Raw genomic sequence first — 25793 nt, 5'->3', positions numbered from 1 at the left:
GCCGATCGGTCGCGCGGTCTAGATTGATTCCGGCAGGAGCCTGGAATGGATGAGCAGGGGAAGGTGGGCACGATGCGGCCGTCGCGCACGGAATGGATCGCCGGGGGAACGCGGGTCGAGCTGGGTGGTCGTTCGCTGTTCTACCGGCAGGACGGGCCCGCGGACGGGCGGCCGGTAACGCTGCTGCACGGATATCCGACGTCGTCGCACGATTGGGCGTCGGTGCTGCCCGCGCTGGTCGAATCCGGTTGTCGCGTCACACTTCTCGATTTCCTCGGCTTCGGGGCGAGCGCCAAACCGCGCGGCCACGACTATCGGTTCACCGAACAGGCCGATCTGGTGCAGGCGCTGTGGAACCACCTGGGCATCGAGGCGACCGCGCTGGTGGCCCACGACTACGGGGTGAGCGTGGCCCAGGAGCTGCTGGCCCGTGATCCGGACCGGATCACCCGGATGGCCTGGCTGAACGGCGGACTGTACGCGGATCTGTACCGGCCCATGGCGATTCAGAAGCTGATGGCCTCCCCGCTGGGAAAGCTGCTGGGCCCGTTGATGTCCGAGACCTCCTATCGGATGTCGATCCACAGGACCCTGGGCCGCCCGCTGTCCGACGCCGAGGTGCATCAGATGTGGCTGGCCACCTCGAGCGACGGCGGCACCCGGATCCAATGGGATCTCAACCGCTACCACGCCGAGCGTCGCGCCAATGCCGACCGCTGGCGGAAATCGCTCGAAAGCTATTCCGGCCCAACGATGTTCGTCTGGGGTCCGGCCGATCCGATCAGCGGTGAACAGCTGTCGCGGCTGCGGGAGCGGCTACCGGCCGCGCGATTCGTCGTGCTGGACGAACCTCCGGTCGTCGGGCACTGGCCGCAGCTGGAGGATCCCGGTGTGGTCGGCCCGGCGCTCGCCGAGTTCCTGCGCGACGGCGCTCAGGACTCCAACTGACCGGCGAATTCGACGCCCGCATCGCGCATCTGCCCGAGGGCCTTCTCGACCGTCACGGGCGAGACCCCGGCGGTGAGCCCCAGCAGCACTCGCGTATCGAAACCCGCCGATCGCGCGTCCAGCGCGGTGGCGCGTACGCAATGGTCGGTGGCGATCCCGCAGATGTCGACGGTATCGATCCCCTTTGCGTGCAACCATTCCGCGAGGGATACGCCGTCGTCGGCGCTGCCCTCGAAGCCCGAATACGCCGCGGTGTAGGCGCCCTTGGAGAACACCTGCTCGATATTCGCGGTGTCGAGATTCGGATGGAAGTCCGCGCCCGGCGTGCCGACCCGGCAGTGCGGCGGCCAGGTGTCGACGTAATCCGGATGGTCGGAGAAGTGCGGCCCGGGATCGATGTGATAGTCGCGGGTCGCCGCGATGGCCGCGTAGTCGGCGACGCCGAGATACTCGCTGATGCGTTCGGCCACTCCCGCGCCGCCGCGCACGGCCAGCGAGCCGCCCTCGCAGAAATCGTTCTGTACGTCGACGATGATCAGTGCCCTGCCCATAACCCGTACCTCCGCGTTCGCACTCATTGTAGGAACGCGGTGGGTATCGCGGGCTCTCCGGCCGAGAGCTTGAGACCCTCCCACGGCAGGCTCACCAATCCCGCGGCCACCAGGGCGCGGCTGTCGGTCAGGGCGGGCAGCTCGTCGACGATCTCGCCCTTGCGGACCAGTGGCACCGGCAGGTCGCGGATCTCGTAGCCGTTGGCCGACGGGCGGTCCGCGGCGGCCGGATAGACGATCTCCTCCACGATGGTGCCGGTCGACCGGGCCAGGCGCACCGCGCGTTTGGTGCCGCCACGTGATTCCTTATGGCTGCTGCGCTTGGCGACCGGCACGCCGTCGACCTCCACCAGTTTGTAGACCATGCCCGCGGTCGGTGCGCCCGATCCGGTGACCAGGGCGGTGCCGACGCCGTAGACGTCGACCGGTTCGGCCCGCAGCGAGGCGATGGCGTATTCGTCCAGATCCCCCGACACCACGATCCGGGTGCGGGTGGCGCCGAGCGTGTCGAGCTGATCGCGCACCTGCCGGGCCAGTACACCCAGATCGCCGGAATCGATACGGACACCGCCCAATTCGGGTCCGGCCACCTCGATCGCGGTGGCCACACCCTGGGCGATGTCGAAGGTGTCGACCAGCAGCGTGGTGCCGATGCCGAGCGCCTCGATCTGGCTGCGGAAGGCCGCCGCCTCGTGCTGACCGTCCGAACCGCTGTGCAGCAGCGTGAACGCGTGCGCGCTGGTGCCCGCGCCGGGAATTCCGTAGCGGCGCACGGCCTCCAGGTTGGAGGTGGCGTCGAATCCGGCCAGATAGGCGGCGCGGGCGCTGGCCGGGGCGGCCAGTTCATGGGTGCGCCGCGAACCCATCTCGATCATGCGGCGGCCGTCCGCGGCGCTGACCATCCGGGCCGCGGCCGAGGCGATCGCGCTGTCGTGGTTGAGAATCGACAGGATCAGCGTCTCCAGTACCACGCATTCGGCGAAGCTGCCGCGCACCGAGAGGATGGGTGAGCCTGGGAAGTACAGTTCGCCCTCGCGGTAGCCGTCGATATCGCCGCCGAAGCGGTACTGCCGCAACCACTCCAGGGTGCGCGCGTCCAGGAACCGCGCGGCAACCTCGACTTCGGCCTCGCCGAACCGGAAGTCCGCCAACGCATCCAGCAGTCGGCCGGATCCGGCGACCACACCGTATCGACGTCCGTGTGGCAATCGCCGGGCGAATACCTCGAAGGTGCAATGCCGCTGGGCCGAGCCGTCGGCCAGCGCGGCCGCGAGCATGGTCAGTTCGTATTGATCGGTCAGCAGCGCGGTGCTGGCAACGGGGTCCGTTGTGGTCACGTCGCCACTGTAGACAGCGCGAGTCCGGCAAAACGACATCCGGCGGGTGTTGTGTATTCGGAGTCGAGTCGTACCCTGAAGGTTATGGGTCTGTGCATGGAAGACGCTGTCCGGGTCTCACTCGCCCCGGTCGGCGCCTCAATGACGCTGTCGGCTGCGCAGGCGACCCCCGAAACGATCGAGGTCAGCGAAATCCTCGAGGCCGAAGATCGACCGTGGGTGACCGTGGTCTGGGACGATCCGGTTAACCTGATGCACTACGTCACCTACATCTTCCAGAAGCTGTTCGGATACAGCAAAGGCAAGGCAACCGAGCTGATGTTGAAGGTGCACAACGAGGGCAAGGCGGTGGTGTCGTCCGGGTCGCGGGACAAGATGGAGCACGACGTCCAGCGACTACACGCGGCCGGGCTCTGGGCGACCATGCAGCGCGACCAATGACGCGGCGACTACCGTAGTGCCGGTGCGCAAGTGGAGCAGGAAGAACTCGCTGAGCGGGCTCAAGCTTCGGTCGGAGATGGACGCGCGGGAGGCCGAGGTCTTGCGCTCCCTGGTGGGCGCGGTGACCGGTCTACTCACCGACCGAGCCCGATCGGCGCCCGAGGACGATCTGGCGGCGTTGACCGGGCTACGCACCGGCAACAGCACCCCGCCCGATGACCCGAGGCTGGCCCGGCTGTTACCCGACTTCCATCGGGCCGAGCCCGGTTCGCCCGATGCCGAGCGCGCGGGTCTCAACAACGCCCTGCGCAGTCTGCACGAACCGGACATCATCGAATCGAAGGTGGCGGCCGGTTCGATCGTGCTGGATACCCTGCCCGCCGAGGGCGGCAAGATCGTGCTCACCCCCGAACAGGCCGATGCCTGGTTGATCGCGCTCAACGACGTCCGGCTGGCCCTGGGCACCGCCCTCGGCGTCGATGCCAGCACCCCCGACCACCTCGATCCGGGTGATCCCCGCGCGCCGCATCTGGACGTCTATCACTGGCTCACCTGGATGCAGGATTCGCTGCTGCAGGCGCTGGCTCCGTGACCGGGCAACCGGGACCACGCAATTCGATCACCGATGTGCGCGGCGTTCTCGTGGGGCAGCACCATGTCCTGGACGAGGACGTCACGCTCGGGACGGGTGCGGCGACCGGATGCACGGTGGTGCGCGTGCCCGGCGGGGCGACGGCCTCGGTGGATGTGCGCGGCGGCGGGCCGGGGACGCGCGAGACCGATCTGCTCGATCCGGCCAATACCGTGCGGCAGGTGAATGCGGTGCTGTTGACCGGCGGCAGCGCCTACGGGCTGGCCGCCGCCGATGGTGTGATGCGATGGCTCGAGGAGCATCGGGCCGGGATTCCGATGGATCCCGCCGATCCCGCGCGCGTGGTGCCGATCGTGCCCGGTGCGGTGATCTTCGATCTGCCCGTGGGCGCATGGGATATTCGGCCCACCGCCGAATTCGGTTATCGGGCCGCGCAAGCCGCGGCGGAGGAGTTCGAGCGGGGCACGGCCGGTGCCGGGGTCGGCGCGCGGGCCGGTTCCCTCAAGGGCGGAATCGGCACGGCCAGTGTGTGTTTCGCCGAGGGTCCGGCCGCGGGGGTCACCGTCGGCGCGCTCGTGGTCGCCAACCCGGTCGGCTCGGTCTTCGACCCCCGCACCGGCCTGCCGTGGGGTGTGGGCACCGACGGCCCCGAGTATCACGGCCTGCGCCCCGCCACGCCCGGCCAACTGGCCCGCGCCAACGCGCTCGCGGTCAAGGGCACCATGCTCAACACCACGATCGGCGTCGTCGCCACCGATGCGGCCCTCGACCCCAGCGGCTGCCGCCGCCTCGCCACCACCGCCCACGACGGGCTGGCCCGAGCCGTCCGGCCGGTGCATTCGCCGCTCGATGGTGACACCTTGTTCGCCTTGTCCACCGCCGCCATCCATCCTGACCCGAATCCCCTTCTTCCCCCGGCCTTTCCGCCGGACCTGCTGCTGCTCGACACCCTGTGTACCGCCGCCGCGGTCTGCGTGGAGCGTGCGGTCGTGGATGCGATTCTGTCGGCGCGGTCGATCGCCGGAATCCCTTCGTATACCGAGCTTTTCGGGCCGTTCTGAAGGTTGCCGCTGTTCCCCGCGGGGATCGCGCCTGTTTCCCCGGCGAACCAGGGAATTGCAGGCCCTGGCGGGAACAGCGGGGAATAGCCGCATATTCTGGGCGGTTGACGACAGTCGGGCGGTGACGGGAAGGATTCGACTGTGCTGGTGATCAAGGCCGGGCTCGTTGATGCGATGGTGGCGCATGCGCGGGCCGATCATCCGGACGAGGCCTGTGGGGTGATCGCGGGGCCGGAGGGGTCCGATCGACCCGAGCGTTTCGTGGCCATGATCAATGCCGAGCGGTCGCCGACCTTCTATCGCTTCGATTCGGGCGAGCAGTTGCGGGTGTGGCGCGAGATGGACGATCGGGACGAGGAGCCGGTGGTGATCTACCACTCGCACACCGCGACCGAGGCCTATCCGAGCCGCACCGACATCTCCTACGCCTCCGAGCCCCATGCCCATTACGTGCTGATCTCGACCCGCGATTCGGAGCAGCACGAGCTGCGCAGCTACCGCATCGTTGAGGGCGTGGTCACCGAGGAACCCGTCGAGATCGTTGATGAAAGCTAAGGAGCAGCAATGCCGGTAACCGTGTCCATCCCGACCATCATGCGGACCCTCACCGGAGGGGAGAAGCGGGTGCAGGCCAGCGGCGCCACGCTCGCCGCGGTGATCGATGACCTGGAGACCAACTACGGCGGTCTCAAGGAGCGCCTGCTGTCCGGCGGCAAGCTCAACCGCTACGTCAACATCTACGTCGACGATGAGGATGTGCGCTTCGCGGGCGGACTCGAGGCCGAGGTGCCCGAGGGCGGCACCGTGACGATCCTGCCGGCCGTGGCCGGGGGCGCGCGGTAATTCGGTGGCACGCTACGAATCGCTGATCGAGACCCTGGGCAATACGCCCCTGGTCGGCCTGCGCCGGCTGTCCCCGAAATGGGACGGCGAGGACCACGTGCGGTTGTGGGCCAAACTCGAGGATCGCAATCCGACCGGATCGATCAAGGACCGCCCGGCATTGCGCATGATCGAGCGGGCCGAGGCCGACGGCACGCTGCGTCCGGGCTGCACGATCCTGGAGCCGACCAGCGGTAACACCGGCATCTCGCTGGCCATGGCCGCCAAGCTCAAGGGCTATCGGCTGATCTGCGTGATGCCGGAGAACACCTCGGTCGAGCGTCGCCAGCTGCTGACCATGTTCGGCGCCGAGATCATCGATTCCCCGGCGGCGGGCGGCTCCAATCAGGCCGTGGCGCTGGCGAAGAAGATCGCGGTGGACAATCCGGACTGGGTGATGCTCTATCAATACGGCAATCCGGCCAACGCGCTGGCCCACTACGAGGGCACCGGGCCGGAGATCCTCGCCGATCTGCCGGAGATCACGCATTTCGTGGCGGGCCTGGGCACGACGGGCACGCTCATGGGCACCGGCCGTTATCTGCGCGAACAGCTGCCGGATATCAGTATCGTCGCCGCCGAGCCGCGCTACGGCGAACTGGTCTACGGGCTGCGCAATCTCGACGAGGGCTTCATCCCCGAGCTGTACGACGAATCGGTGCTCACCTCCCGTTTCTCGGTCGGTCCGTACGACGCCGTGCGCCGCACCCGGGAACTGGTCGGCGAGGAGGGCATCTTCGCGGGCATCTCGACCGGGGCGATCCTGCACGCCGCGCTCGGCGTGGGCGCCAAGGCGCTGAAGGCGGGCACGCGGGCCGATATCGCGTTCGTGGTCGCCGACGGCGGCTGGAAGTACCTGTCGACCGGGGCCTACGAGGGCACCCTGGACGAGGCCGAGGACAGGCTCGACGGTCAGCTCTGGGCCTGATCGGTACCCTCGAAGGAGGCGAGGTTCGTACTTCCTCGCGAGGAGGTGATGGCGGTGACCGCCGGGATGGGTTCTTCGTTCGATCCCGATCGGATCGCGGCCCTGCGGGGGAAGTCGGTGCTTCCGCGGCGTCCGGGCTCCTCACCCGCGCTGAAGTTGTTGTGGCAGCGGGCCATCGGGCTGACCTTCGTCTTCGTCGCGCTGCTCTACGGCGTGGAGGGTGTCGATGAGCTCACCGACTATCGGCTGAACAACGCGGGGGTGCATCCGCGCACGCTGGGCGGCCTGGAGGGCATCGCCTTCGCACCGTTGCTGCATGCCAACTGGGCGCATCTGATCGGCAACACCCTGCCGGTTCTGGTGCTGGGCGTATTGACCCTGTTGACGGGTATCGGCCGTGGCATCGCCGCGACCGCCATCATCTGGGTCCTGAGCGGATTAGGCCAATGGCTCACCGGTGACACCGGATCGGTGCATCTGGGCGCCTCGGTCCTGGTGTTCGGGTGGTTGACATATCTGATCTCGCGAGGCTGGTTCGCCCGTCGGCCGTGGCAAATACTGCTCGGTGTCGGCGTGGGGTTGCTGTACGGCTCGATTCTGTGGGGAGTGCTGCCCGGCCAGACCGGAATATCCTGGCAAGGACATCTTTTCGGGGCGGTGGGTGGAGTGATTGCCGGATGGGTACTCTCAGGCGATGAACGTCGTCATCGTCGCGGGGATAACGTCGGCCGCCTCGCATCGTCGGGGTGACCGTGGAACCCGGCCGGTGATGTGGGGCTCCCCGCTATGACCGAGAATGCAGCGTGGCAGCATGGGGGAATGCGGCTCACCGTCCTAGGGTGCTCGGGCAGTGTGTCCGGCCCGGATTCCCCTGCGTCGGGTTATCTGCTCACCGGTGCGGGCATGACTCCGACGGTCATAGATTTCGGTCCCGGGATATTGGGCGCATTGCAGCGTCATCTGGATCCGGGTGAGGTGGATATCTTCCTCACCCATCTGCATGCCGACCATTGCCTGGATCTGCCGGGCCTGCTGGTATGGCGGCGTTATCACCCCAATCCGCCGAGCGGACGGGCCATCGTGCAGGGTCCCTCGGACACCTCGGTGCGAATCGGCAACGCCTCGGCCGAGATCGGTGGTGAATGCGACGACTGGTCGGATGTGATCGATATGCGCGTCTGGGAGGAGGGCCGCGAAATCACCTTCGGCCCCGGCCATACCGTGACCGCGCGCCGCATGTTCCATCCGCCGGAGTCCTACGGCCTGCGCATCACCACCACCGCCGGTCGCACGCTGGTCTACACCGGCGATACCGCGCTGTGCGATGCGGTCTTCGAACTCGCCGAGGGTGCCGATGTGTTGCTGTCGGAGGCGTCGTGGACCCACGACCCCGCCAATCGGCCACCCGGAATTCACCTTTCGGGCACCGAGGCCGGAATGATCGCCGCCCGAGCCGGTGTCGGCGAACTCCTGCTCACCCACATCCCACCCTGGACCGCCCGCGAGGATGTGATCGCCGAGGCCAAGGCCGAATTCAGCGGCCCGGTCCACGCCGTCTCCCCGGGCGAGGTCATCGACATCTAGCGGCCCGAGATTCTCCCGTCGGCGCTCCCCATTAGGCTGCATGCCGTGTCTAGACGAGCCGATGGCAGGGCGGACGACGAGCTCCGCGAGGTAACGATCACCCGGGGATTCACCACGCATCCGGCAGGGTCCGTGCTGGTGGAGTTCGGGCAGACGCGGGTGATGTGCACCGCGAGCGTGACCGAGGGTGTGCCGCCGTGGCGGCGCGACTCCGGATTGGGCTGGCTGACAGCCGAATACGCGATGCTGCCCGCCGCCACACATACCCGCAGCGGTCGCGAGTCGGTCAAGGGTAAGGTCGGTGGCCGTACGCAGGAGATCAGCCGCCTGATCGGCCGGTCGCTGCGGGCCTGTATCGATCTGGCCGCGGTCGGCGAGAACACCATCGCGATCGACTGCGATGTGCTGCAGGCCGACGGCGGGACCCGCACCGCGGCCATCACCGGCGCGTATGTGGCGCTGTCGGATGCGATCACCTACCTCGGCGCGGCCGGACAGCTCAACGATCCGCAGCCCATCTCGTGCATGATCGCCGCGGTGAGCGTCGGCGTGGTCGACGGCCGGGTGCGCCTGGATCTGCCCTATGAGGAGGATTCGCGCGCCGAGGTCGATATGAACGTCGTCGCCACCGATACCGGCACGCTCGTGGAGATCCAGGGCACCGGCGAGGGCGCGACCTTCCCGCGCTCCACGCTGGACAAGCTGCTCGACTCCGCGCTGACCGGCTGCGAACAGCTGTTCGCGGTGCAGAAGGAGGCGCTCGCGCTGCCCTATCCCGGCGTGCTGCCCGGGCCCGAGAAGAAGAAGTAATGTCGCGTCGCGTCCTGGTGGCCAGCCGTAATGCCAAGAAGCTGAACGAATTACGGCGCATCCTGGCCGAGGCGGGCGTCGCGGGCCTGGAGATCGTGGGCCTGGACGAGGTGCCGCCCTACGATGAGGCGCCCGAGACGGCGGCGACCTTCGAGGGCAATGCCCTCGCCAAGGCCCGTGACGGTGCGGCCGCGACCGGATTACCCTGTGTCGCAGACGATTCCGGCCTCGCGGTGGATGCGCTCAACGGTATGCCGGGCGTGCTCTCGGCGCGCTGGTCCGGCCGCCACGGCGACGACGCCGCCAACAACGCACTGCTGCTGGGCCAGCTCACCGACGTCCCCGATGAGCGCCGCGGCGCCCGCTTCGTCTCCGCCTGCGCCCTGGTGGCCGACGGCCGCGAGGTGATCGCCCTGGGCGAGTGGCCCGGTCACATCATCGGTAAACCGGTGGGCGACAACGGTTTCGGCTACGACCCACTCTTCGTCCCCGACGGCGAAACCCGCACCTCCGCCCAACTCACCCCCGCGGAAAAGGACGCCGCCTCCCACCGAGGCCGCGCCCTCCGCGCCCTCCTCCCAGCCCTCGCCGCCCTGGCGGAGGCCTGACCCTCGCACCCCTTCCAGCACTTCGCACCCGTTGTAGGCAGTCACAACGGGTGCGAAGTGCGAGAAAGGGTGCGGGGGTTAGAGCGCGTAGTCGGCTCGGACTTGGCGGGTGCGGTAGTGCTCGCAGACGAAGGAGAGGAACGGGATCGTTCCGGCCAGGGCCGTGATGACCGTGGTGGCGGGCTTCCAGCGGGTCTTGATCGCCAGGTCGATGGTGAAGACCAGGTAGATCATGTAGAAGATGCCGTGGATCTGGCCGACGTAGAACAGCCAGTGCGGGGCCTTGCTGCTGTCGTCGAGCAGCAGGTACTTGTAGACCATCTCGGCGCACAGCAGCAACAGCCAGACACCGGTCACATACGCCAGCACCCGATAGCGGGTCAGCGCGGAGCGGATACGGGCGGTACTGCGCGTGCCGCTCGCGGCGGATGCCGGTGCGGTGGCGGCGGTCGGGTTGTCGGCGCTCAACCGGCGCTCCTCTCGGTGTCGCGCTCGCGCGCATTCAATTCGGCCAGGTACCTGTTGTATTCGGCGAGCACCGGATCATCGTCGCGCACCGCGGTCGGCCGCTCGGGCAGGAACCCGGCCGGAATCTCCCGTGGTTTGGTGACCTTGGCCGCCTTATGCGGCGTCTCGGTCGCCTCGTTCTCGGATTCGACGGTCTCCCGCTCCAACCGCACGAAGCGGACATAGGCGAACACCACGAAACCCGCGAACAGCGGCCACTGCAGCGCATAACCGAGGTTCTGCGCACTTCCGCCCGTCGATTCGTACCGACCCCACTGCCACCATCCGAGCGCCAGGCAGGCGAACGCGGCCACGATCACCAACAGGATCAGAGCCGGGCGGCGGTGTGGGGCGGACACGCCCTCTACGGTACTCGTCTACTACAGCTCCCGTAGAGGGTAGGTCCCACCTAGAACTTGTAGGCGACGCCGGTCAGGCGCTCGGACTCCTCCCACAGCCGCCGCCACAGCTCGCGGTCCTTGGACAGCTTGCTCGACGACGAGGGCTTGACCGGTCCCTGCGCGCCGAACAACCGGGTCGGACCCCAGTAGATGGTCGGATCGGCATCGGGCGTGGTCGCGGCGAACAGGCTGGATTCAGCGGCCTTGGCAGGGGAGTGACCGACCAGCGCGACGAACGGCTTGGCGATGCGATCGATCGGGGTCTCGGTGCGGGTGAACAGATCCGTCGCCGAGACGCCGGGGTGCACGGCATAGGAGCGCTTGGTCGAACCCGCCTCGGCGAGCCGGCGCTGCAGCTCCCGCGCGAACATCAGATTCGACAGCTTGGCCTGCGCGTAGGCCAGGTTGCGCTGATAGCTGCGGTTCTCGTAGTTCAGATCGTCGACCCACAGCTTGGGGGTCTGCCGGTGCGCGATGCTGGCCAGCGTCACCACCCGATCGCCGATCCGGTCCAGCAGCAGGCCGGTCAGCGCGAAATGCGCGAGATGATCCACGCCCCACTGGGTTTCGAAGCCGTCCTTGGTCCGCGAGAACGGGACGTTCATGAGCCCGGCGTTGTTGATCAGCACATCGAATTCGCCGGTCCGCTCGGCGAATGCCCGGACCGAGGCGAGATCGGCCAGATCCAGTGCCGACACCCGCACATCGCCCTCGATGCGGTCGGCCACCGCCTGGGCCGAGGTGGTGTTACGGCAGGCCATGATCACCGTGGCGCCCTTGGCGGCCAACTGCTTGGTGGTCTGCTTGCCGATGCCGCCATTGGCGCCCGTGATCACGAACGTGCGGCCCGTCTGATCGGGGATTTGGCTGGGTTTCCACGCCATGGTCGAGACCTCACTACCGTTGTGATCTAGCCTGCAACTGTCTTTGTTAGACCCTACTTCAGGGTAAGTTTTCGGCGGTAGTCGGTCGGCGAATCTAAATGCTGGCATTAGCTTCAGCTAATCATCTTTGCACCCTGTGAAATGCCGAGTAAAGCTCTCTCCCGGCGAATTGGAGACCTTCGGCACATACTTGGTTAATGACCGGTGCCTTGGAAGTCGCCGATTCACCCGCGCCCGTGAGCCATACCCGGGCCAATGTGGTCTTCTTCACCGTCGTGCTCGGCATGCTGATGGCCGCGCTCGACCAGACCATCGTCTCCACCGCCCTGCCCACGATCGTCGCCGACCTGGGCGGATCCGGCCATCTGGCCTGGGTGGTGACCTCCTATCTGCTGGCCGAGGCGGTCGCCACCGCGCTGGCGGGCAAGTTCGGCGATCTGTTCGGCCGCAAGCTGGTGTTCCAGGTCAGCGGCCTGATCTTCATCGTGGGCTCGATGATCGCGGGCCTGGCGGGCGGCATGTCCCTGCTCGTCGCCGCGCGCGCCATCCAGGGTCTGGGTGCGGGCGGGCTCATGGTGACCGCGATGGCGCTGATCGCCGACGTCATCCCGCTGCGGGAGCGCGGCAAGTATCAGGGCGCGCTCGGCGCGGTCTTCGGCGTCACCACGGTCATCGGGCCGACGCTGGGCGGGCTGTTCACCGACCATGCCAGCTGGCGGTGGTGTTTCTACGTGAACGTGCCGCTGGCGATTCTCATGATCGCCGTTGCGGCGCGGGCCATTCCGAGTATTCGCAGCGCCATTCGCCCGGTGATCGACTATGCCGGAATCGCTTTGGTGGCGGTCGGGGTGAGTTGCCTTGTCCTGGCACTGGAATGGGGCGGACAGGAGTACGCCTGGGGTTCGTCGATGATCATCGGGTTGTTCGTGGCGGCGGCAGTTCTGTTGACGGCCTTCGTCTTCGCCGAATTCCGGGCGGCCGAGCCGATGCTGCCGATGCACCTGTTCCGTAGCAACGCCTACACCGTCTGCTCGGTGCTCAGCTTCATCGTCGGTTTCGCGATGATGGGCGCGATGACCTATCTGCCGGCATATATGCAATACGTGAACGGCCTCACGGCGACGGCGTCGGGTTTCCGGACGCTGCCCATGGTGGTCGGCCTGTTCATCACCTCGATCATTTCCGGGCAGGTGGTCGGCCAGACCGGGCACTACAAGTTCTTTCCGATCGCCGGAACCGCCGTGACCGCGCTCGGCCTGTATCTGATGTCGACGATGGATCGCGATACCGGTTTCTGGACGCAGTCGCTCTATATGTTCGTACTGGGTCTCGGGCTCGGTCTGGCGATGCAGGTGCTCACGATCGTGGTGCAGAACACCGTGCCCTATACCGATCTGGGCACCGCGACCTCGGGGGTCACCTTCTTCCGCACGCTCGGCAGCACCTTCGGGGCCTCGGTGTTCGGCACCCTGTACAGCAATCGTCTCGGCCCGAATCTGCGCGAGGCGCTCGCGCGCGATCCGGGGGTGCCGCCGGCCGCGGCCGGGAATCCGCAACTGCTGCACAAACTTCCGCATATCCAGGCGCTACCGATCATCGATGCCTATGCCGACACCATCGGATACATGTTCCGCTGGGCGGTCCCGGTCGCGCTGCTGGGATTCGTGGTGGCCTGGTTCCTGAAACAGGTCCCGCTGCGCGATACCGTGCGAGCCGAGGCGGGCGATGTGGGCAGCGGATTCTCGATGCCGGATTCCGCGGATCGCGTTGGCCGGTTGGAACATTCGCTTGCCACCATGCTCCGCAAGTTGCGCGATGACGAACTGCCCGATCCGCGCATCCTGACCGCCGCCGACAGCTCGCTGACCCGGGATCAGGCCTGGGCGATCAGTCAGGTGCGGATGTTGAATCGGGTGCGCGGCGCGGCCACCCTGGAGGCGGTCGCCCGGGCGCACTGGGTGCCGCCGGAGGTGCTGCAGCCGGTGTACGACAAGGTGGTCGACAACGGCTACGTCCAATTCCACGGTGAGCGAATGGAACTCACCGCCGCCGGGCAGGCGGAGTCGGATCGCATCCGGGAGGCCTGGCGGCGCTGGCTGTGCGGATACATCGACGATTGGGACTGCGGCGATCCCGCGGACCGCGCGCTGCTCGATCAGGCCATGGCCAATATCGCGGCGAAACTGCTCGACGAGGCGGAACGGCCGGATATGTTGCCCGCGCGGATAATCTGACCCGCGCGGGCATACCGTCAGACCCGTGCGAGTTCGTCCTGCCGATCGACCGGGGCATCCCAGTCGATGGTGTAGGCGGTCTCGCGGCGCATGACCTCACCGATCTTCATGGCCCGGAACATGATCGGCATCATCACCGGCATCACCCTGCGCATCAGCGGCCCCGGCGCCTTGGCGTGATTGATCCGGGCGCCCCGCGCCGCGATCGTCTCCACGCGGGGCCGGCGGATCTGCTCGTAGACGGCGAAAGCCGTTGCCTGATTGTCGAAGTCGCGCAGACAGCGGGCCAGCTGGATGCCACTCTCGACGGCCAGCGACGCTCCCTGGCCGGTGCTGTTCGACGGCGCGTGCACCGCATCGCCGACCAGGACCATCCGGTCCCGATACCAATTCGGCACCGGCGGCATGATGTGTATGCCGCCGACCATCTGCAGATCCTCGGGGCGGACCCGGCGCACGAGATCGCCGCCCGGGGTGTCCTCGGCATAGACCTCCCGCAGCGTGCGCAGCCACTGTTCGGCGGGTACGGCGCGGGCCTCGCTGGTAGTCATGTACTGCTTGCTGGGCAGATTCGCGCCCCAGCCGATCCGGCCGTCGGGCAGCATCGTGTACAGGTAGTACGCGTTCTTGCCGAACGCGAAGTACATGGTCTCCGGCGCGAGATCGAGCGGAAGGTCGATGACGGCGCCGAATCCGAGCAGTCCGGTGTAGTCGGCGCCCGGCGCATCCGGGTCGATCAGCGTGCGCACCGACGACTTGACGCCGTCCGCACCGATCAGCACGTCCGCGGTGGCGCTGGTGCCGTCGGCGAAGCGGGCGGTGATGCCGTCGCGGCCCTCGTCGACGTCGACGAGGCGTTTGTCGTATTCGAACGCGACCCCGGCCGCGACCGCGAAATCGTGTAGCACCCGGTGCAATTCGCTGCGCTCGACCAACTGCAACGGCTCGGCATCGCCGGTGGTGGGCATGGTGACCTCCTTACCCCCGAACGACATCACCGAATGCCGCATCGGCATGGCGATGCGGCGCACCACATCACCCGCGCCGATGACATCCAGCGCGGCCAGGCCGTTGGGCTGGAAGCCGAGCGAACTGCCGATGTTGTAGGCCGGACCCGGATAGGCCTCGTAGACGCGGGCCTCGATGCCCGCCTTATGCAGTGCCGTGGCGGTCACCGGCCCGGCGATGCCGCCGCCGATGACCAGAGCTGTCCTGATGGACATGATGTTCTCCCTTGGATTGGGTATCGGAATGCCCGATCCGATCCACGTGCGGGGAGCCCAGTTATCCTGTAGTCGCCAAACTCGGTCCGGGTTCGCCATGAGGGTGGATGCGGTTCGAGAGGTGTTTCGATCGGGCTCGGCGGCGGTGTTGCCGCACCTCGCCGGGCCCGGTTCTGTTGTCGGACAGAGGGATTCAGTCCGTCGGATCGCTGAGTTCCCCCCTCTCCACCATGGCGACGACCTCGGCGACGGGGATGTTCTCCACATGCATTCGCCGCCAGAAGTCCACATTCGGAAAGGCGCCCGAGGCGAGTTCGTCGCGCAGGCCGCGCACCCAGTCGACCTCGGCCCGCAGCATTGCGAGGTGGTACTCCTCCTCCACGAGGAACAGCCGCGGCACCGCCATCTCGGCCAGTTGCTGCCCGCCGGTGGCGATGAGCGTGGTGAGCCGATCGATGCGCGCATCGAGCAATGCGATCACCTCGTCGGGCGGAACCGCGCCGAAGACCGACAGTCCCGCGACGAATCTGCTCGGTTCGGACTCGACGGTCGAGAGCAATTCGCGAATCCAGTCGTGAGCCTCCGCGCGACCGGCATCGGTGATCCGATAGATCGTCCGCTCCGGTCGTGACCCCTCGCGCTCGGTGCCCACGGCCTCGAGGAAGCCGTGCTTCTCCAGATTCTGGACGACCGTGTAGAGCGAACCCCACTTGATGTCCATCTGGCCCTCTTTACCGCGTTCGCGCAGCCTGGCCGCGATTTCGTAGCGATGCATCGGCCGCTCGAACAGGGTGGTCAGGATCGACAGGGCCATCAGATTCCCGACCTTGCGCTGTTTCGCCACGCCCACCTCCTTGCTCGTACACGAATATACGTCCACGAGTATTCGTCCACAAGTATCGATCGCGTCGGCGAACGGGGTGAGTGTGGTGATGAGCCGGATTCCCGTGCGCCACTGCGCAATCGGGGTGGGAGGCGATGCCGGGATAACCGCGCGGCGGTCGCCGTAAAGGCCACCACCCCCGGTCCGAGCGTGCCGGCGCCCGATCCGGGGGTGGTGCTGTCACGCGCGTCGCGGTCGATCGTGCGGCGCTCTCGTCCCCTTGCGCCGAATGGCTCGCCAGGATCGATGAGGGAGATCCGGGTTTGCCGGGACGCGATCTGCCGGTCGCGGCGTGACAAGACTAGCTACTATCTACGTACGTAGACAGTAGATTATCCCGCCCGGATCGGTCAAGTGTCCGAGATCGGGGCGAACCGACCTACTGCCTCGCTACGTAGATACTATGGCGACCGAGCCGCCCGTATCCGGAGCGGCCGCACGACGAGGAGGTGCAGTGCGCACACGCGGATTCGGGGAACTCGAGGCGGTGGTCATGGACCGGCTCTGGAACCGCGACGGCGACCCCACCACGGTGCGGGAACTGTTCGCCGAACTGGTCGGCGAGCGTGAGATCGCCTACACCACGGTCATGTCGACGATGGACAATCTGCATCGCAAGGGTTGGCTGGAGCGCCGGCGCGAGGGCAAGGCGTTCCGCTACTGGCCGACTTTGACCCGCGAACAGCACAGCGCACGGTTGATGCGCGAGGCGCTGGACGACGGCGGCCGCGCCGAATTGGTGCTCGCCCATTTCGTCGAGCAAATCGGTCCCGAGGAATCCGAGCGATTGCGCGCCGCGCTGCGGCGATTGGCGGAGGGGGCGTGAGCATCGCCGTCGGGCTGTTCGTCTACGCGGTCGTGGTGGCGATCGTCGCGCCGCGGGTGCTGCCGCGGCTGACGCGCCACGGGCTCGTCCCACATCTGGGTGTGGTGGCGTGGCTGACGTTGATGGCCAGCGTGCTCGGATCCTGGGGTGCGGCCGTGGGTATCGCGCTCGCCGATACCGCGCATTCGTGGCTGCACGCCGATCGGCTGGTGGTCACCGGACTGCACGAGGCAGAGGTGATCGTGACCGGTCATGCCGGACTCGGGGCCCAGGCGGCGCTGCTGATGGTGACCGGGGCACTGGCGATCCTGGGCGTGGTGCTGGGCGTGCGACTGACCCGGCTGCAGCTGCGCATGCGGCTGCGATCGCGCGAACACGCCGAGGCTCTGCGGCTCACCGGCCGGCGCGTACAGCGATGTGCCGTGGCCGATCTGGTGGTGCTCGAATCCGAGGAGCGCGCGGCCTACTGTGTGGCCGGTTCGCCGAATGTGGTGGTGGTGACCAGTGGCGCCGTGGCCGCGCTGGGAGAGTCCGAGCTGGCCGCGGTGCTGGCCCACGAGCATGCCCACCTGCGCCGCCAGCATCCGTTGTTGCTCACCGTGACCCGCGGCCTGGCGGCCACTTTCCCGCATCTGCGGCTGTTCACCGTCGGCGCGCGAGAGGTCGCGCGCCTGCTCGAGATGTGTGCCGACGATGCCGCGGTCCGCCGCTACGGCCGCGCGCCGCTGCTGTCGGGTCTGCTCGCGTTGTCGGGCGTGGCTCCGGCCGGTGCGCTGGCCGCCAGCGGCGCGGATGTCGTCGCCCGCGCGGAACGTCTTGTCGCCCCGCGCAATCCCCGCCTGCGCCGTACTCGCATGGGGCTGCTCACCGGTATCGGTGTCGCGGTCATGGGTCCGCTGTTGATCGTCGGCACGGCCTCGGGACTGCTGATCTGCCTGCTGTAGGCCGGGCCGTGCGCGGCGGGCGGGCGGTTCGATAGTGTCGGTAGGCGTGCGGATCTTCTTGGCCGGGGCCAGCGGTGTGCTGGGTACCCGATTGACGCCCCTGCTGATCGCGGCCGGATGCGAGGTGGCGGGTATGACCCGTTCGCCGGCGAAGGCCGAACTGCTGGCCGGGCTCGGCGCCGAACCGGTGGTATGCGATGTCTACGACGCCGCCGCCCTCGAACAGGCCGTCCGCGCCTACGCCCCGGATCTGGTGATGCATCAGCTGACCGACCTCCCCGACAGTCGCGCGGATCTGGCCGCCGGTCGTTCGGGCAATGCCCGCATTCGCCGCGAGGGCACCGCCAATCTGCTGGCCGCCGCCCGGGCCGCGGGCACCCAGCGTGTGATCGCGCAGAGCGTCGCCTGGGAGATGAGCGGAGAGAGCCTGGCCGCCCAGGAGTTTCTGGAGAAATCGGTGCTCGACGTGGGCGGAGTCGTGCTGCGCTACGGCCAGTTCTACGGCCCCGACACCTACTATCCGGATTCCGCGGACTTCCCCGATCCGCCCCGCATCCATATCGACGAGGCGGCCGCGCGGACGGTCAGCGCGCTCGATCTGGCCCCGGGCGTCTACTCGCTCACCGACACCGGCAAGACCGACTTCGATCCGGTGCGGTGACACCCGCGGCGAGCGGGCCTGTCGGACGGTTCGCCTAGGGTGCAAGTGTGCCCCGCGACCTTGCCGATCTGTCCTTCGCTCGTCACCTACACCCCTTCGAGGGTGAGCCGGAGTCCGATATGGACTACGAGACCGAACATATCGATGCCGTCACATTCGACGGCCTCGACGCCAGCGGGATCCGGTTCACCGAATCCGCCTTCACCATGGTCGAATTCGCCGGTGGGGTCATGCGGTACGCGCGGTTCGACGATGCCTGGCTGCGCAATGTGCGCTGGGTCGGCACCAACCTCGGCCAATCCAGCTGGCTGAACACCGAATTCGTGGATTCGGCGCTGTCGGGGGTGGAGGCGGTGGGGTCGCAGCTGCGGCGAATCCGGTTCGAGGGCTGCAAATTCGATTCGGTGAACCTGCGCAACTCGGTGCTGCAGGATGTGTCCTTCGTCGATTGTGTCCTGCGCGATACCGATTTCGGCGAGTCCACGCTGCGCCGAGTGAGTTTCCCGGGCACGCGCCTCGAGGGTGTGTCGCTGCACGGCGCGACACTGCACGAGGTCGATCTGCGCGGTGCGCTCACCCTCGATCTCACCGCGGGGATCGATGCGCTCAAGGGTGCCACGATCAACACCCCGCAGCTGATGGACCTCGCCCCCGCATTCGCGCGGGCGGCGGGAATCACGGTGCGCGACAACTGATCACGCGTGCGGCCGGCTGCTAGGCCGGGGCCGGTTCGGGTGCGCGCTCGGTGTGGAATCCGGGCAGGAAGCGGTCGACGAACGGGATCAACAGGTGGATCAGCGGCCCGATGCCGAAGGCGTACACCACCGTTCCCACGCCGAGACTGCCGCCGAGCAGCCATCCGATGCACAGCACCGTCGCCTCGATGCCGGTGCGCACGCCCCAGACGGGCCATCCGGTGCGGCCGACCAGACCGGTCATCAGTCCGTCGCGCGGGCCCGGACCCATTCCGGCCCCGATATAGAGCACGGTCGCCACGGCATTGAGCAGAACGGCCGCGGCCATGGCGAGTGCGCGCGGGACCAGCGCGTGGAGCTCGGGCAGCAGCCACAGCCCGGCATCGACCGAGACCGCGATGACCACGACATTGCTGACCGTGCCCAGACCGGGCCGCTGCCGCAACGGAATCCAGGCCAATAGCACCGCCACCCCGGTCAGCGCGGTGACCGTGCCGAAGCTGACCGGCAGATGCCGCGCCACGCCCTGATGGAACACATCCCACGGATCCAGGCCGAGTGCGGCCCGAATCATCACCGCCATCGAGAACCCGTAGAACCACAGTCCGAGATACAACGCACACAGGCGGCGAAACAACATGCGGTCAGCATGAGGTCGCACTGGCCTCGAGAAACAGAGCCAATGCTCGAATACTGGACTGGATCGCGAAATGCACTGGCATCGACGGGCCGGACCGCGATACCGTCGAGCCATGCGAACCGAGATGCATCGCGCGTGGTGGCTGCCCTGACGGGCGGCCTCCTCATGCATATTCCGATATCCCACGGCCGCCCGGATCGGGCGGCCGTCTCGCGTTCCGGTGACGGTCTGGTCCGCCGGGTGGTCCGCTCCGAAAGGACCGGCTCATGCCTCGACGACTCACCGCCTTCACCCCGTCCGGGGAATTGCATCTGGGCAACTACTTCGGTGCGATCGAACCCCTGGTACGTGATCAGACGCCGGGCGAGACGATCGTGTTCGTCTCCGATCTGCATGCCCTGACCCTCTGGCACGATCCGGCCGAGGTCCGCGGGCGCACGGCACAATTCGCGGCGCTGCTGCTGGCCTGCGGGGTGGATCCGGATCGCGCGCTGTTCGCGGTGCAGTCGCAGATACCCGAGCACACCGAACTGCACTATCTGCTCGAATGCGCGACGGGCTTCGGCGAGGCGCGGCGCATGATCCAGTTCAAGGAGAAATCCGCACGCGGACAACAGGTTCGGGTGTCGCTGCTGACCTATCCGATCCTGATGGCCGCCGACATCCTGCTCTACGACACCGAGGAGGTGCCGGTGGGGCAGGATCAGCGCCAGCATGTCGAATTGGCCCGCGATATCGCGATCCGGTTCAACGCGGCCTACCGTCCGGTGTTCACGGTGCCGCGGGCGGTGAATCCGCCGGTGGCCGCCCGGATCATGGATCTGATCACGCCGACGGACAAGATGAGCAAATCGGTTTCGGCCGCGGGTTCGCTACGTCTGCTCGATCCGCCGGAGGTGTTGCGCCGCAAGGTGATGCGCGCGACCACCGATGGCGACGCGCGGGTCCGCTACGACCCCGAGCGGCAACCGGGCGTCGCGAATCTGCTCACCATCCTGTCGGCCTGCACCGGCGCCGAACCGACGCGATCGGCCGAAACCTTCGGTAGCTACGGCGAATTGAAGCGCGCGGTGGCCGATGTGGTCGTCGCCATGGTCGAGCCGATTCAGCGCCGCTATACGACACTTGCCCACACGGACCTGCGCGAGCTGTTGGCCTCCGGGGCCGCCGCGGCGCGAGAACTGGCACGCCCCAAGCTGATTGCCGCACGCGAGGCGATCGGCCTGCTCCCCGCCGATTACCCCGCAACCCCCGGTATCCGCCCGATCGCGTAGGTCACCGCCATGGCCAGCGCGCCGCCGACCACCACCCGCAGCACCGCCCGGCGCGGATTGCTGCCGCCGAGCCGGGCGCTGATCGATCCGGTGATCGCCAGCGCCACCAGCACCGCGGCGAAGGTCACCGGGATGCGCCACGACACCGGTGGGAGCAGGATCGCCAGCAGCGGTAGCAGCGCGCCGACGGTGAACGAGATCGCCGAGGAGATCGCCGCCTGCCACGGGCTGGTGAGTTCCTCGGGGTTCAAACCCAATTCGGCCTCCGCGTGGGCGGCGAAGGCGTCGTGGGCGGTGAGTTCCTGGGCGACCTGGCGAGCGGTCCGGTCGGACAGTCCCTTGCGGCGGTAGATCTCGGTGAGTTCGGCCAGTTCGTAGTCCGGCTCCTCGGCCAGTTCCCGCTTCTCCTTCGACAGCAGCGCCTTCTCGCTGTCGCGCTGGGTGCTGACCGAGACGTATTCACCGGCCGCCATCGAGATCGCGCCCGCGACCAGTCCGGCCACACCCGCGGTGAGGATCGGCGTGGTGCCGGTGGTCGCCGAGGCGACGCCGACCACCAGGCCCGCGGTGGACACGATCCCGTCGTTGGCGCCCAGGACGCCCGCCCGCAGCCAGTTCAGTCGCGAGGCCAGTCCCTGGGCGTGCGGTTCATGCGGGTGGGTGGCATTGTCACTGGTCTGGTCCACGACCAGCAGACTAGGCCGCCGAGGGACCGAATCGGCGGAGCAGCGCCGGTAGCATCCGTGAGGTGAGGTGTCGGCGAATACGCCGACTCCTACGCCACCAACCCACATAAATGGCCGCTGACCACCTTCGACTGCGACGCCTTCTCTGTCGCCGACCGCCGGGCGCTGATCGACGCACTCTCGGTGCTCCCGGAATTCCTGCGCAACAACGCGACCGATTCGGGTGCGGTGGTGGACTACCGCGACCGCTTCGAACTCATGGCCCCACATCCGTTGTCGCTGTGTGTTTCCGGCTGCGCGACACCGACGAGGCCAACCGTCACCTCCTGGAGTCCGTCAACGTCTCCGGTCGAATCTTCCTCACTCACACCAAGATTAACGACGCCTATACGCTGCGCCTGGCGATCGGATCCCCCGCCACCACCGAGGAGCACATCGCGACGGCCTGGGATCTGTTGCGAGACCACGCGCACTGACACCGAATATCAAGTCCCCGAAGATGACTCGTTCGAGAACTCCCCGCGAGGGCTGACGTCACGCAGCTGTACAAACAGGGTGTTGGCAGTGAAATCTATTGGCCCGCAGTCATTTCGGGGATAGCGTCATGCTCACCAAACCTTCGATGAGGAGGCCGATATGCGGCGATCTCTCGTGAACAAGTCTTGGGTGAGCTCGGCACTGGGACGCGGTGCTGCGTCTGCCGGGGTGGTGGTGCTGACCAGTGCCGTGGTCTACGGCGCCGCGGGCGCCGGGCACGCCGCCGATATCAGATGCGATGGCAGCGGCCAGCTGTCGGCCTCGGGTTCGTCGGCGCAGAAGAATGCCATGGACTCCTGGGTCGCGACCTTCACGGCGGCCTGTCCGAACATTCAGATCGACTACAAGCCAACGGGTTCGGGCGCGGGCATCCAGGATTTCCTGGCGGCCAGGACCGCCTTCGCGGGCTCGGACTCGGCCCTCACACCCGACGAGATCACCAAGTCCAAGGACGTCCTGAAGGGCGGTCAGGCCATCGACCTGCCGATGGTCGGGGGCCCGATCGCGCTGGGCTACAACGTGCCGGGAGTCGACAGCCTGGTCCTGGATGCCGACACCCTCGCCAAGATCTTCGACGGCAAGATCTCCCGGTGGAACGATGACGCGATCGCCAGGCTCAACCGCGGCGCCGCGCTGCCCGATCTGGCGATCCAGCCGTTCCACCGTTCCGATCAGTCGGGCACCACCGACAACTTCACCCGATACCTGCATGCCGCCGCGGCTCAGTCGTGGCCCTATGCGCCCGCCCAGTCGTGGCCGACCACGGGTGGCCCCTCGGCCGATGGCTCGGCCGGTGTCTCGGCACAGGTCCGGCAGACCCCGGGCGCCATCTCCTACTTCGAGCTGTCCTATGCCACCGCGGGCAGCATCAAGACGGTGAAGCTCGCCACCGGCGCCTCGGCCCCGGTCGAGGCCACCTCCGATAACGCGTCCCGGGCGCTGGCCCAGGCGATGATCGTCGGCACGGGCGGGGATCTCGCACTCCAATTGGACTACGGCACCCAGGCCGAGGGCGCCTATCCGATCACCCTGGTCACCTACGAGATCGTCGGCGACAAGGGCAACCGGGCCGACACCCTCCCGGCGACCAGGTCGTTCCTGACCTATATCGCGAGTGCGGACGGCCAATCGGTCCTCGCGGGCCTGGGCTACGCTCCGCTGCCCGCCGATATCGCCGCGAAGGTCCGCGACACCATCGCGGGCATCTCCTAACTCGAGCGCCGCCAACCCGATTCAGACACTGCTGCCCGATAGCCATCGGGCAGCAGACTGATTCTTCGCCCGACATGATCGCGATCATTGTCTCTTTTGCCCGGACGCTGGGAATTCGCTGGGATCATGGGAGACATGATGCGCGCGCTGACCCGACACTGGACGACCGTTGTTCCGTTGCTCGCCGCCGTGGTCCTGGCGATCGCGTGGTTCACTCATCCCTCGGGCCCCGCGGTGATCGTGCTGGTGCTGGCGTTGGCGGGCGCGGTGCTCTCGGCGGTGCAGCATGCCGAGGTGGTGGCGCATCGGGTGGGGGAGCCGTTCGGGTCGCTGGTGCTGGCGATCGCGGTGACCGTGATCGAGGTCGGGCTGATCCTCACGTTGATGGCCTCCGGCGGTGACGACGCCTCGTCGCTGGCCCGCGACACCGTGTTCGCGGCGGTGATGATCACCTGCAACGGGATCTTCGGGTTATCGCTGCTGGTGGGTGCGGTCCGCCGACGGGTGGCGGTATTCAATGCCGAGGGCACGGGCGCGGCGCTGGCCACGGTGGCGACCCTGGCGACGCTGAGCCTGGTGCTGCCGACCTTCACCACCAGCAAGCCCGGTCCGGAGTTCTCCGGTTCGCAGCTGGCCTTCGCCGCGGTGGTCTCGCTGTTGCTCTATGGACTGTTCGTCATGGTGCAGACGGTCCGGCATCCGGGCGACTTCCTGCCCGTCGAGGCCTCCGACGATCCCAACGATCCCGATGAACAAGACGAAATACCCTCCACCGCAACGACATTGGTCAGCCTGGCGCTGCTGCTGGTCGCGCTGGTCGGCGTCGTCGGGCTGGCGAAGATGGTGTCGCCCTCGATCGAGCACGGCGTCCATGCCGCGGGTCTGCCGCGGTCGGCGGTCGGCGTGGTCATCGCGATGCTCGTCCTGCTGCCGGAGACCCTGGCCGCGGTGCGGGCGGCCCGGCGCGATCGGGTGCAGACCAGCCTCAATCTCGCCCTCGGCTCGGCCATGGCCAGCATCGGCCTGACCATCCCGGCCATCGCCGTGGCGACCATCTGGCTCTCGACGCCGCTGACCCTGGGCCTCGGCGCGACCCAAATGGTCCTGCTGGCACTGACCGTCGTCGTCGGCGTACTGACCGTCGTCCCCGGCCGGGCCACCCTGCTGCAGGGCGGCGTGCATCTGGTTCTCTTCGCGGGTTTCGTGTTCCTGGCAGTTAGTCCTTGATGTCGCAAAAGTCCCAAATGGAAATTGCGGAAACCTTACTGACGAGATTATCTTCAACCGGTCTTGATGTGTCGAACGTATGAACAGGTCGTCTGACCAGGGAGGCCCTGGGTTAGCTGAATCACATGACCTGCATCACACCTATAGCGGATTTGCGCTGATAACGCGTATCAGAACCGTCATCAACTTAGATTCCGTGCTCTTGACCAGTGCCTATAGCTAGTCCTCGGCAATCGATTTAGAGGCGATGGTCACACCGTGATCGGCTTTACTGTGACCAGTTGTCACCGTTAGCTTCATGTTGGCAGTGTCGACGATCACGGAGAGATTGAATTGAAACTCGAGACACACCGCCCCAGTGGGAACCACGCATGGCGTCGGTGACCAGGGCTCGCTCGAGCGTCTCCGCGGTCCGCATCGTCCGCAAGAACTTCTCCGACACCGTTGTCTCGTCCTTGCGGACCTTCGGCCGAGCGGTCGACATCGCGTGGGAATCGGTGACCGGTACGGTCACCGGGATCACCCGCGGGCAGTTCGAATGGCGCGAAACGATCCAGCAGGCGTGGCGACTGGTCACCGTAACGGCGATCCCGGCGATTCTCATCGCGATCCCGTTCGGCGTCATCGTCTCGGTGCAGGTCGGCAACCTCATCCACACCCTCGGCGCGGATTCGCTGCTGGGCGCGACCGGCGGGCTCGGCGTCATCAAACAGGGCGCCCCGCTGGCCACCGGATTCCTGCTCGGCGGCGCGGGCGCCGCGGCGATCGCCGCGGATCTGGGCGCGCGGACCATCCGCGAGGAGATCGACGCGCTCACCACGATGGGTATCAGTCCGATTCCGCGCCTGGTGATTCCGCGGCTGGTCGCGATGATCCTCGTCGCGCCGCTGCTGAACATCCTCATCATCTTCGTCGGCGTCGTCGCCGGCTATGCGGTCGCCGTCGGTGGCCAGAACGTCACCCCGGGCAGTTACTGGGCCACCTTCGGCTCCTTCACCACCGTCGCCGATGTGTGGGTCTCGCTGCTCAAGGCCGCCCTGTTCGGATTCCTGGTGGTGGTCATCGCCTGTCAGCGCGGACTCGAGGCCAAGGGCGGGCCACGCGGGGTGGCCGATGCGGTGAACGCCGCGGTGGTGCTGTCGGTGGTGTCCATCGCGATCGTGAACCTCGGCGTCACCCAGATCGTCGAGATGTTCCTGCCGACAAGGCTGGTGTGA

At 67.2% G+C, this 25793-nt stretch carries 30 protein-coding genes and 1 pseudogene; 22 read left to right on the top strand and 9 right to left on the bottom strand.

Annotated features, from left to right (window positions below; all coding sequences use genetic code 11):
- Nucleotides 1-45: 45 nt before the first annotated feature.
- Nucleotides 46-948, top strand: coding sequence for an alpha/beta fold hydrolase (locus ACIA76_RS18600; protein WP_397153040.1), 903 nt, complete (start codon nucleotides 46-48; stop codon nucleotides 946-948).
- Here ACIA76_RS18600 and ACIA76_RS18595 read toward each other — a convergent pair.
- On the bottom strand, nucleotides 933-1499 hold the full coding sequence (locus ACIA76_RS18595; protein ID WP_397153039.1) for a nicotinamidase: 567 nt from the start codon (nucleotides 1497-1499) through the stop codon (nucleotides 933-935). The genes ACIA76_RS18600 and ACIA76_RS18595 overlap by 16 nt on opposite strands.
- A gap of 23 nt (nucleotides 1500-1522) precedes the next feature.
- Nucleotides 1523-2875 (bottom strand): nicotinate phosphoribosyltransferase, encoded by a 1353-nt coding sequence (locus ACIA76_RS18590; protein ID WP_397153038.1) that lies wholly within the window; start codon nucleotides 2873-2875, stop codon nucleotides 1523-1525.
- Nucleotides 2876-2932: 57 nt separating this feature from the next.
- On the opposite strand from ACIA76_RS18590, the gene clpS reads away from it, so the two are divergent.
- From clpS to ACIA76_RS18540, 10 genes are all read left to right on the top strand, one after another.
- Nucleotides 2933-3277, top strand: coding sequence for an ATP-dependent Clp protease adapter ClpS (clpS, locus tag ACIA76_RS18585; RefSeq protein WP_397153037.1), 345 nt, complete (start codon nucleotides 2933-2935; stop codon nucleotides 3275-3277).
- Nucleotides 3278-3299: 22 nt separating this feature from the next.
- Nucleotides 3300-3869, top strand: a complete 570-nt coding sequence (locus ACIA76_RS18580) for a DUF2017 domain-containing protein (RefSeq protein ID WP_397153036.1) — start codon at nucleotides 3300-3302, stop codon at nucleotides 3867-3869.
- Nucleotides 3866-4930, top strand: coding sequence for a P1 family peptidase (locus tag ACIA76_RS18575; protein ID WP_397153035.1), 1065 nt, complete (start codon nucleotides 3866-3868; stop codon nucleotides 4928-4930). The genes ACIA76_RS18580 and ACIA76_RS18575 overlap by 4 nt, the downstream gene beginning before the upstream one ends.
- 141 nt (nucleotides 4931-5071) lie before the next feature.
- Nucleotides 5072-5485 carry a Mov34/MPN/PAD-1 family protein gene (locus ACIA76_RS18570; protein WP_397153034.1) on the top strand — a complete coding sequence of 138 codons (414 nt, stop codon included), beginning with the start codon at nucleotides 5072-5074 and terminating at the stop codon, nucleotides 5483-5485.
- A 9-nt stretch (nucleotides 5486-5494) separates the two neighbouring features.
- Nucleotides 5495-5773: a MoaD/ThiS family protein gene (locus ACIA76_RS18565; RefSeq protein WP_397153033.1), complete on the top strand. Its 279-nt coding sequence runs from the start codon at nucleotides 5495-5497 to the stop codon at nucleotides 5771-5773.
- 4 nt (nucleotides 5774-5777) lie between these two features.
- Nucleotides 5778-6740 carry a cysteine synthase gene (locus tag ACIA76_RS18560; protein WP_397153032.1) on the top strand — a complete coding sequence of 321 codons (963 nt, stop codon included), beginning with the start codon at nucleotides 5778-5780 and terminating at the stop codon, nucleotides 6738-6740.
- 48 nt (nucleotides 6741-6788) lie between these two features.
- Nucleotides 6789-7490, top strand: a complete 702-nt coding sequence (locus tag ACIA76_RS18555) for a rhomboid family intramembrane serine protease (RefSeq protein ID WP_397153031.1) — start codon at nucleotides 6789-6791, stop codon at nucleotides 7488-7490.
- A 69-nt stretch (nucleotides 7491-7559) separates the two neighbouring features.
- Nucleotides 7560-8324, top strand: a complete 765-nt coding sequence (locus ACIA76_RS18550; RefSeq protein WP_397153076.1) for a cyclic nucleotide-degrading phosphodiesterase — start codon at nucleotides 7560-7562, stop codon at nucleotides 8322-8324.
- A gap of 45 nt (nucleotides 8325-8369) precedes the next feature.
- A complete protein-coding gene (gene rph, locus ACIA76_RS18545; protein ID WP_397153030.1) occupies nucleotides 8370-9134 on the top strand; it encodes a ribonuclease PH in 765 nt (254 codons plus the stop codon).
- Entirely contained in the window at nucleotides 9134-9742 is a 609-nt protein-coding gene (locus ACIA76_RS18540) for a non-canonical purine NTP pyrophosphatase (RefSeq protein ID WP_397153029.1), read from the top strand. Before rph ends, ACIA76_RS18540 begins: the two co-directional genes overlap by 1 nt.
- A 78-nt stretch (nucleotides 9743-9820) precedes the next feature.
- Here ACIA76_RS18540 and ACIA76_RS18535 read toward each other — a convergent pair whose 3' ends face one another.
- The 3 genes from ACIA76_RS18535 to ACIA76_RS18525 are packed head-to-tail and all read right to left on the bottom strand — an operon-like array spanning nucleotide 9821 to nucleotide 11534.
- Entirely contained in the window at nucleotides 9821-10210 is a 390-nt protein-coding gene (locus tag ACIA76_RS18535) for a DUF3817 domain-containing protein (protein WP_397153028.1), read from the bottom strand.
- A complete protein-coding gene (locus ACIA76_RS18530) occupies nucleotides 10207-10608 on the bottom strand; it encodes a transcriptional regulator (RefSeq protein WP_397153027.1) in 402 nt (133 codons plus the stop codon). The genes ACIA76_RS18535 and ACIA76_RS18530 overlap by 4 nt, the downstream gene beginning before the upstream one ends.
- Before the next feature lie 50 nt (nucleotides 10609-10658).
- Nucleotides 10659-11534: an oxidoreductase gene (locus ACIA76_RS18525; RefSeq protein WP_397153026.1), complete on the bottom strand. Its 876-nt coding sequence runs from the start codon at nucleotides 11532-11534 to the stop codon at nucleotides 10659-10661.
- 197 nt (nucleotides 11535-11731) lie between these two features.
- Here ACIA76_RS18525 and ACIA76_RS18520 point away from each other — a divergent pair, with 197 nt between their 5' ends.
- On the top strand, nucleotides 11732-13768 hold the full coding sequence (locus ACIA76_RS18520; protein WP_397153025.1) for an MDR family MFS transporter: 2037 nt from the start codon (nucleotides 11732-11734) through the stop codon (nucleotides 13766-13768).
- A 17-nt stretch (nucleotides 13769-13785) separates the two neighbouring features.
- Here the strand turns inward: ACIA76_RS18520 and ACIA76_RS18515 are convergent, their stop codons facing one another.
- Together ACIA76_RS18515 and ACIA76_RS18510 are read right to left on the bottom strand one after the other, a co-directional pair.
- Nucleotides 13786-14991 carry an FAD-dependent oxidoreductase gene (locus tag ACIA76_RS18515; protein WP_397153024.1) on the bottom strand — a complete coding sequence of 402 codons (1206 nt, stop codon included), beginning with the start codon at nucleotides 14989-14991 and terminating at the stop codon, nucleotides 13786-13788.
- A gap of 193 nt (nucleotides 14992-15184) precedes the next feature.
- On the bottom strand, nucleotides 15185-15835 hold the full coding sequence (locus ACIA76_RS18510; RefSeq protein WP_397153023.1) for a PadR family transcriptional regulator: 651 nt from the start codon (nucleotides 15833-15835) through the stop codon (nucleotides 15185-15187).
- 493 nt (nucleotides 15836-16328) lie between these two features.
- Between ACIA76_RS18510 and ACIA76_RS18505 the strand changes: the two genes are divergently transcribed.
- Genes ACIA76_RS18505 through ACIA76_RS18490 form a run of 4 tightly spaced genes read left to right on the top strand, consistent with a single transcriptional unit; the run spans nucleotide 16329 to nucleotide 19000 of the window.
- Nucleotides 16329-16700: a BlaI/MecI/CopY family transcriptional regulator gene (locus ACIA76_RS18505; protein WP_397153022.1), complete on the top strand. Its 372-nt coding sequence runs from the start codon at nucleotides 16329-16331 to the stop codon at nucleotides 16698-16700.
- Nucleotides 16697-17644 carry a M56 family metallopeptidase gene (locus ACIA76_RS18500; RefSeq protein ID WP_397153021.1) on the top strand — a complete coding sequence of 316 codons (948 nt, stop codon included), beginning with the start codon at nucleotides 16697-16699 and terminating at the stop codon, nucleotides 17642-17644. The genes ACIA76_RS18505 and ACIA76_RS18500 overlap by 4 nt, the downstream gene beginning before the upstream one ends.
- A 46-nt stretch (nucleotides 17645-17690) precedes the next feature.
- Nucleotides 17691-18305, top strand: a complete 615-nt coding sequence (locus ACIA76_RS18495) for an NAD-dependent epimerase/dehydratase family protein (protein ID WP_397153020.1) — start codon at nucleotides 17691-17693, stop codon at nucleotides 18303-18305.
- A gap of 47 nt (nucleotides 18306-18352) precedes the next feature.
- Nucleotides 18353-19000, top strand: coding sequence for a pentapeptide repeat-containing protein (locus tag ACIA76_RS18490; protein WP_397153019.1), 648 nt, complete (start codon nucleotides 18353-18355; stop codon nucleotides 18998-19000).
- A 19-nt stretch (nucleotides 19001-19019) separates the two neighbouring features.
- On the opposite strand, the gene ACIA76_RS18485 is transcribed toward ACIA76_RS18490, so the two are convergent.
- Nucleotides 19020-19640: a YitT family protein gene (locus tag ACIA76_RS18485; RefSeq protein WP_397153018.1), complete on the bottom strand. Its 621-nt coding sequence runs from the start codon at nucleotides 19638-19640 to the stop codon at nucleotides 19020-19022.
- Nucleotides 19641-19906: 266 nt separating this feature from the next.
- Here ACIA76_RS18485 and trpS point away from each other — a divergent pair, with 266 nt between their 5' ends.
- Nucleotides 19907-20914 carry a tryptophan--tRNA ligase gene (trpS, locus tag ACIA76_RS18480; RefSeq protein WP_397153017.1) on the top strand — a complete coding sequence of 336 codons (1008 nt, stop codon included), beginning with the start codon at nucleotides 19907-19909 and terminating at the stop codon, nucleotides 20912-20914.
- Here the strand turns inward: trpS and ACIA76_RS18475 are convergent.
- A complete protein-coding gene (locus ACIA76_RS18475; RefSeq protein ID WP_397153016.1) occupies nucleotides 20878-21600 on the bottom strand; it encodes a VIT family protein in 723 nt (240 codons plus the stop codon). The two genes, trpS and ACIA76_RS18475, sit on opposite strands and share 37 nt — an antisense overlap.
- 87 nt (nucleotides 21601-21687) lie before the next feature.
- Between ACIA76_RS18475 and ACIA76_RS18470 the strand changes: the two are divergent.
- From ACIA76_RS18470 to ACIA76_RS18450, 5 genes and pseudogenes are all read left to right on the top strand, one after another.
- Nucleotides 21688-21834, top strand: a pseudogene (locus ACIA76_RS18470) (pyridoxal-dependent decarboxylase); the annotation flags it as partial.
- A 47-nt stretch (nucleotides 21835-21881) separates the two neighbouring features.
- Complete coding sequence (locus ACIA76_RS18465; RefSeq protein ID WP_397153015.1) at nucleotides 21882-22076, top strand: hypothetical protein; 195 nt, start codon at nucleotides 21882-21884, stop codon at nucleotides 22074-22076.
- A 160-nt stretch (nucleotides 22077-22236) separates the two neighbouring features.
- A complete protein-coding gene (pstS, locus tag ACIA76_RS18460) occupies nucleotides 22237-23349 on the top strand; it encodes a phosphate ABC transporter substrate-binding protein PstS (RefSeq protein ID WP_397153014.1) in 1113 nt (370 codons plus the stop codon).
- Between the two features lie 135 nt (nucleotides 23350-23484).
- On the top strand, nucleotides 23485-24576 hold the full coding sequence (locus ACIA76_RS18455; protein WP_397153075.1) for a calcium:proton antiporter: 1092 nt from the start codon (nucleotides 23485-23487) through the stop codon (nucleotides 24574-24576).
- 371 nt (nucleotides 24577-24947) lie between these two features.
- Complete coding sequence (locus ACIA76_RS18450) at nucleotides 24948-25793, top strand: MlaE family ABC transporter permease (RefSeq protein ID WP_397153013.1); 846 nt, start codon at nucleotides 24948-24950, stop codon at nucleotides 25791-25793.

It is taken from the genome of Nocardia sp. NPDC051570 (genome assembly GCF_044454005.1).
Lineage (GTDB): Bacteria > Actinomycetota > Actinomycetes > Mycobacteriales > Mycobacteriaceae > Nocardia.
The sequence above is the reverse complement of the archived record's forward strand: the minus strand, read 5'-3'. Positions and strand labels throughout refer to the sequence as shown.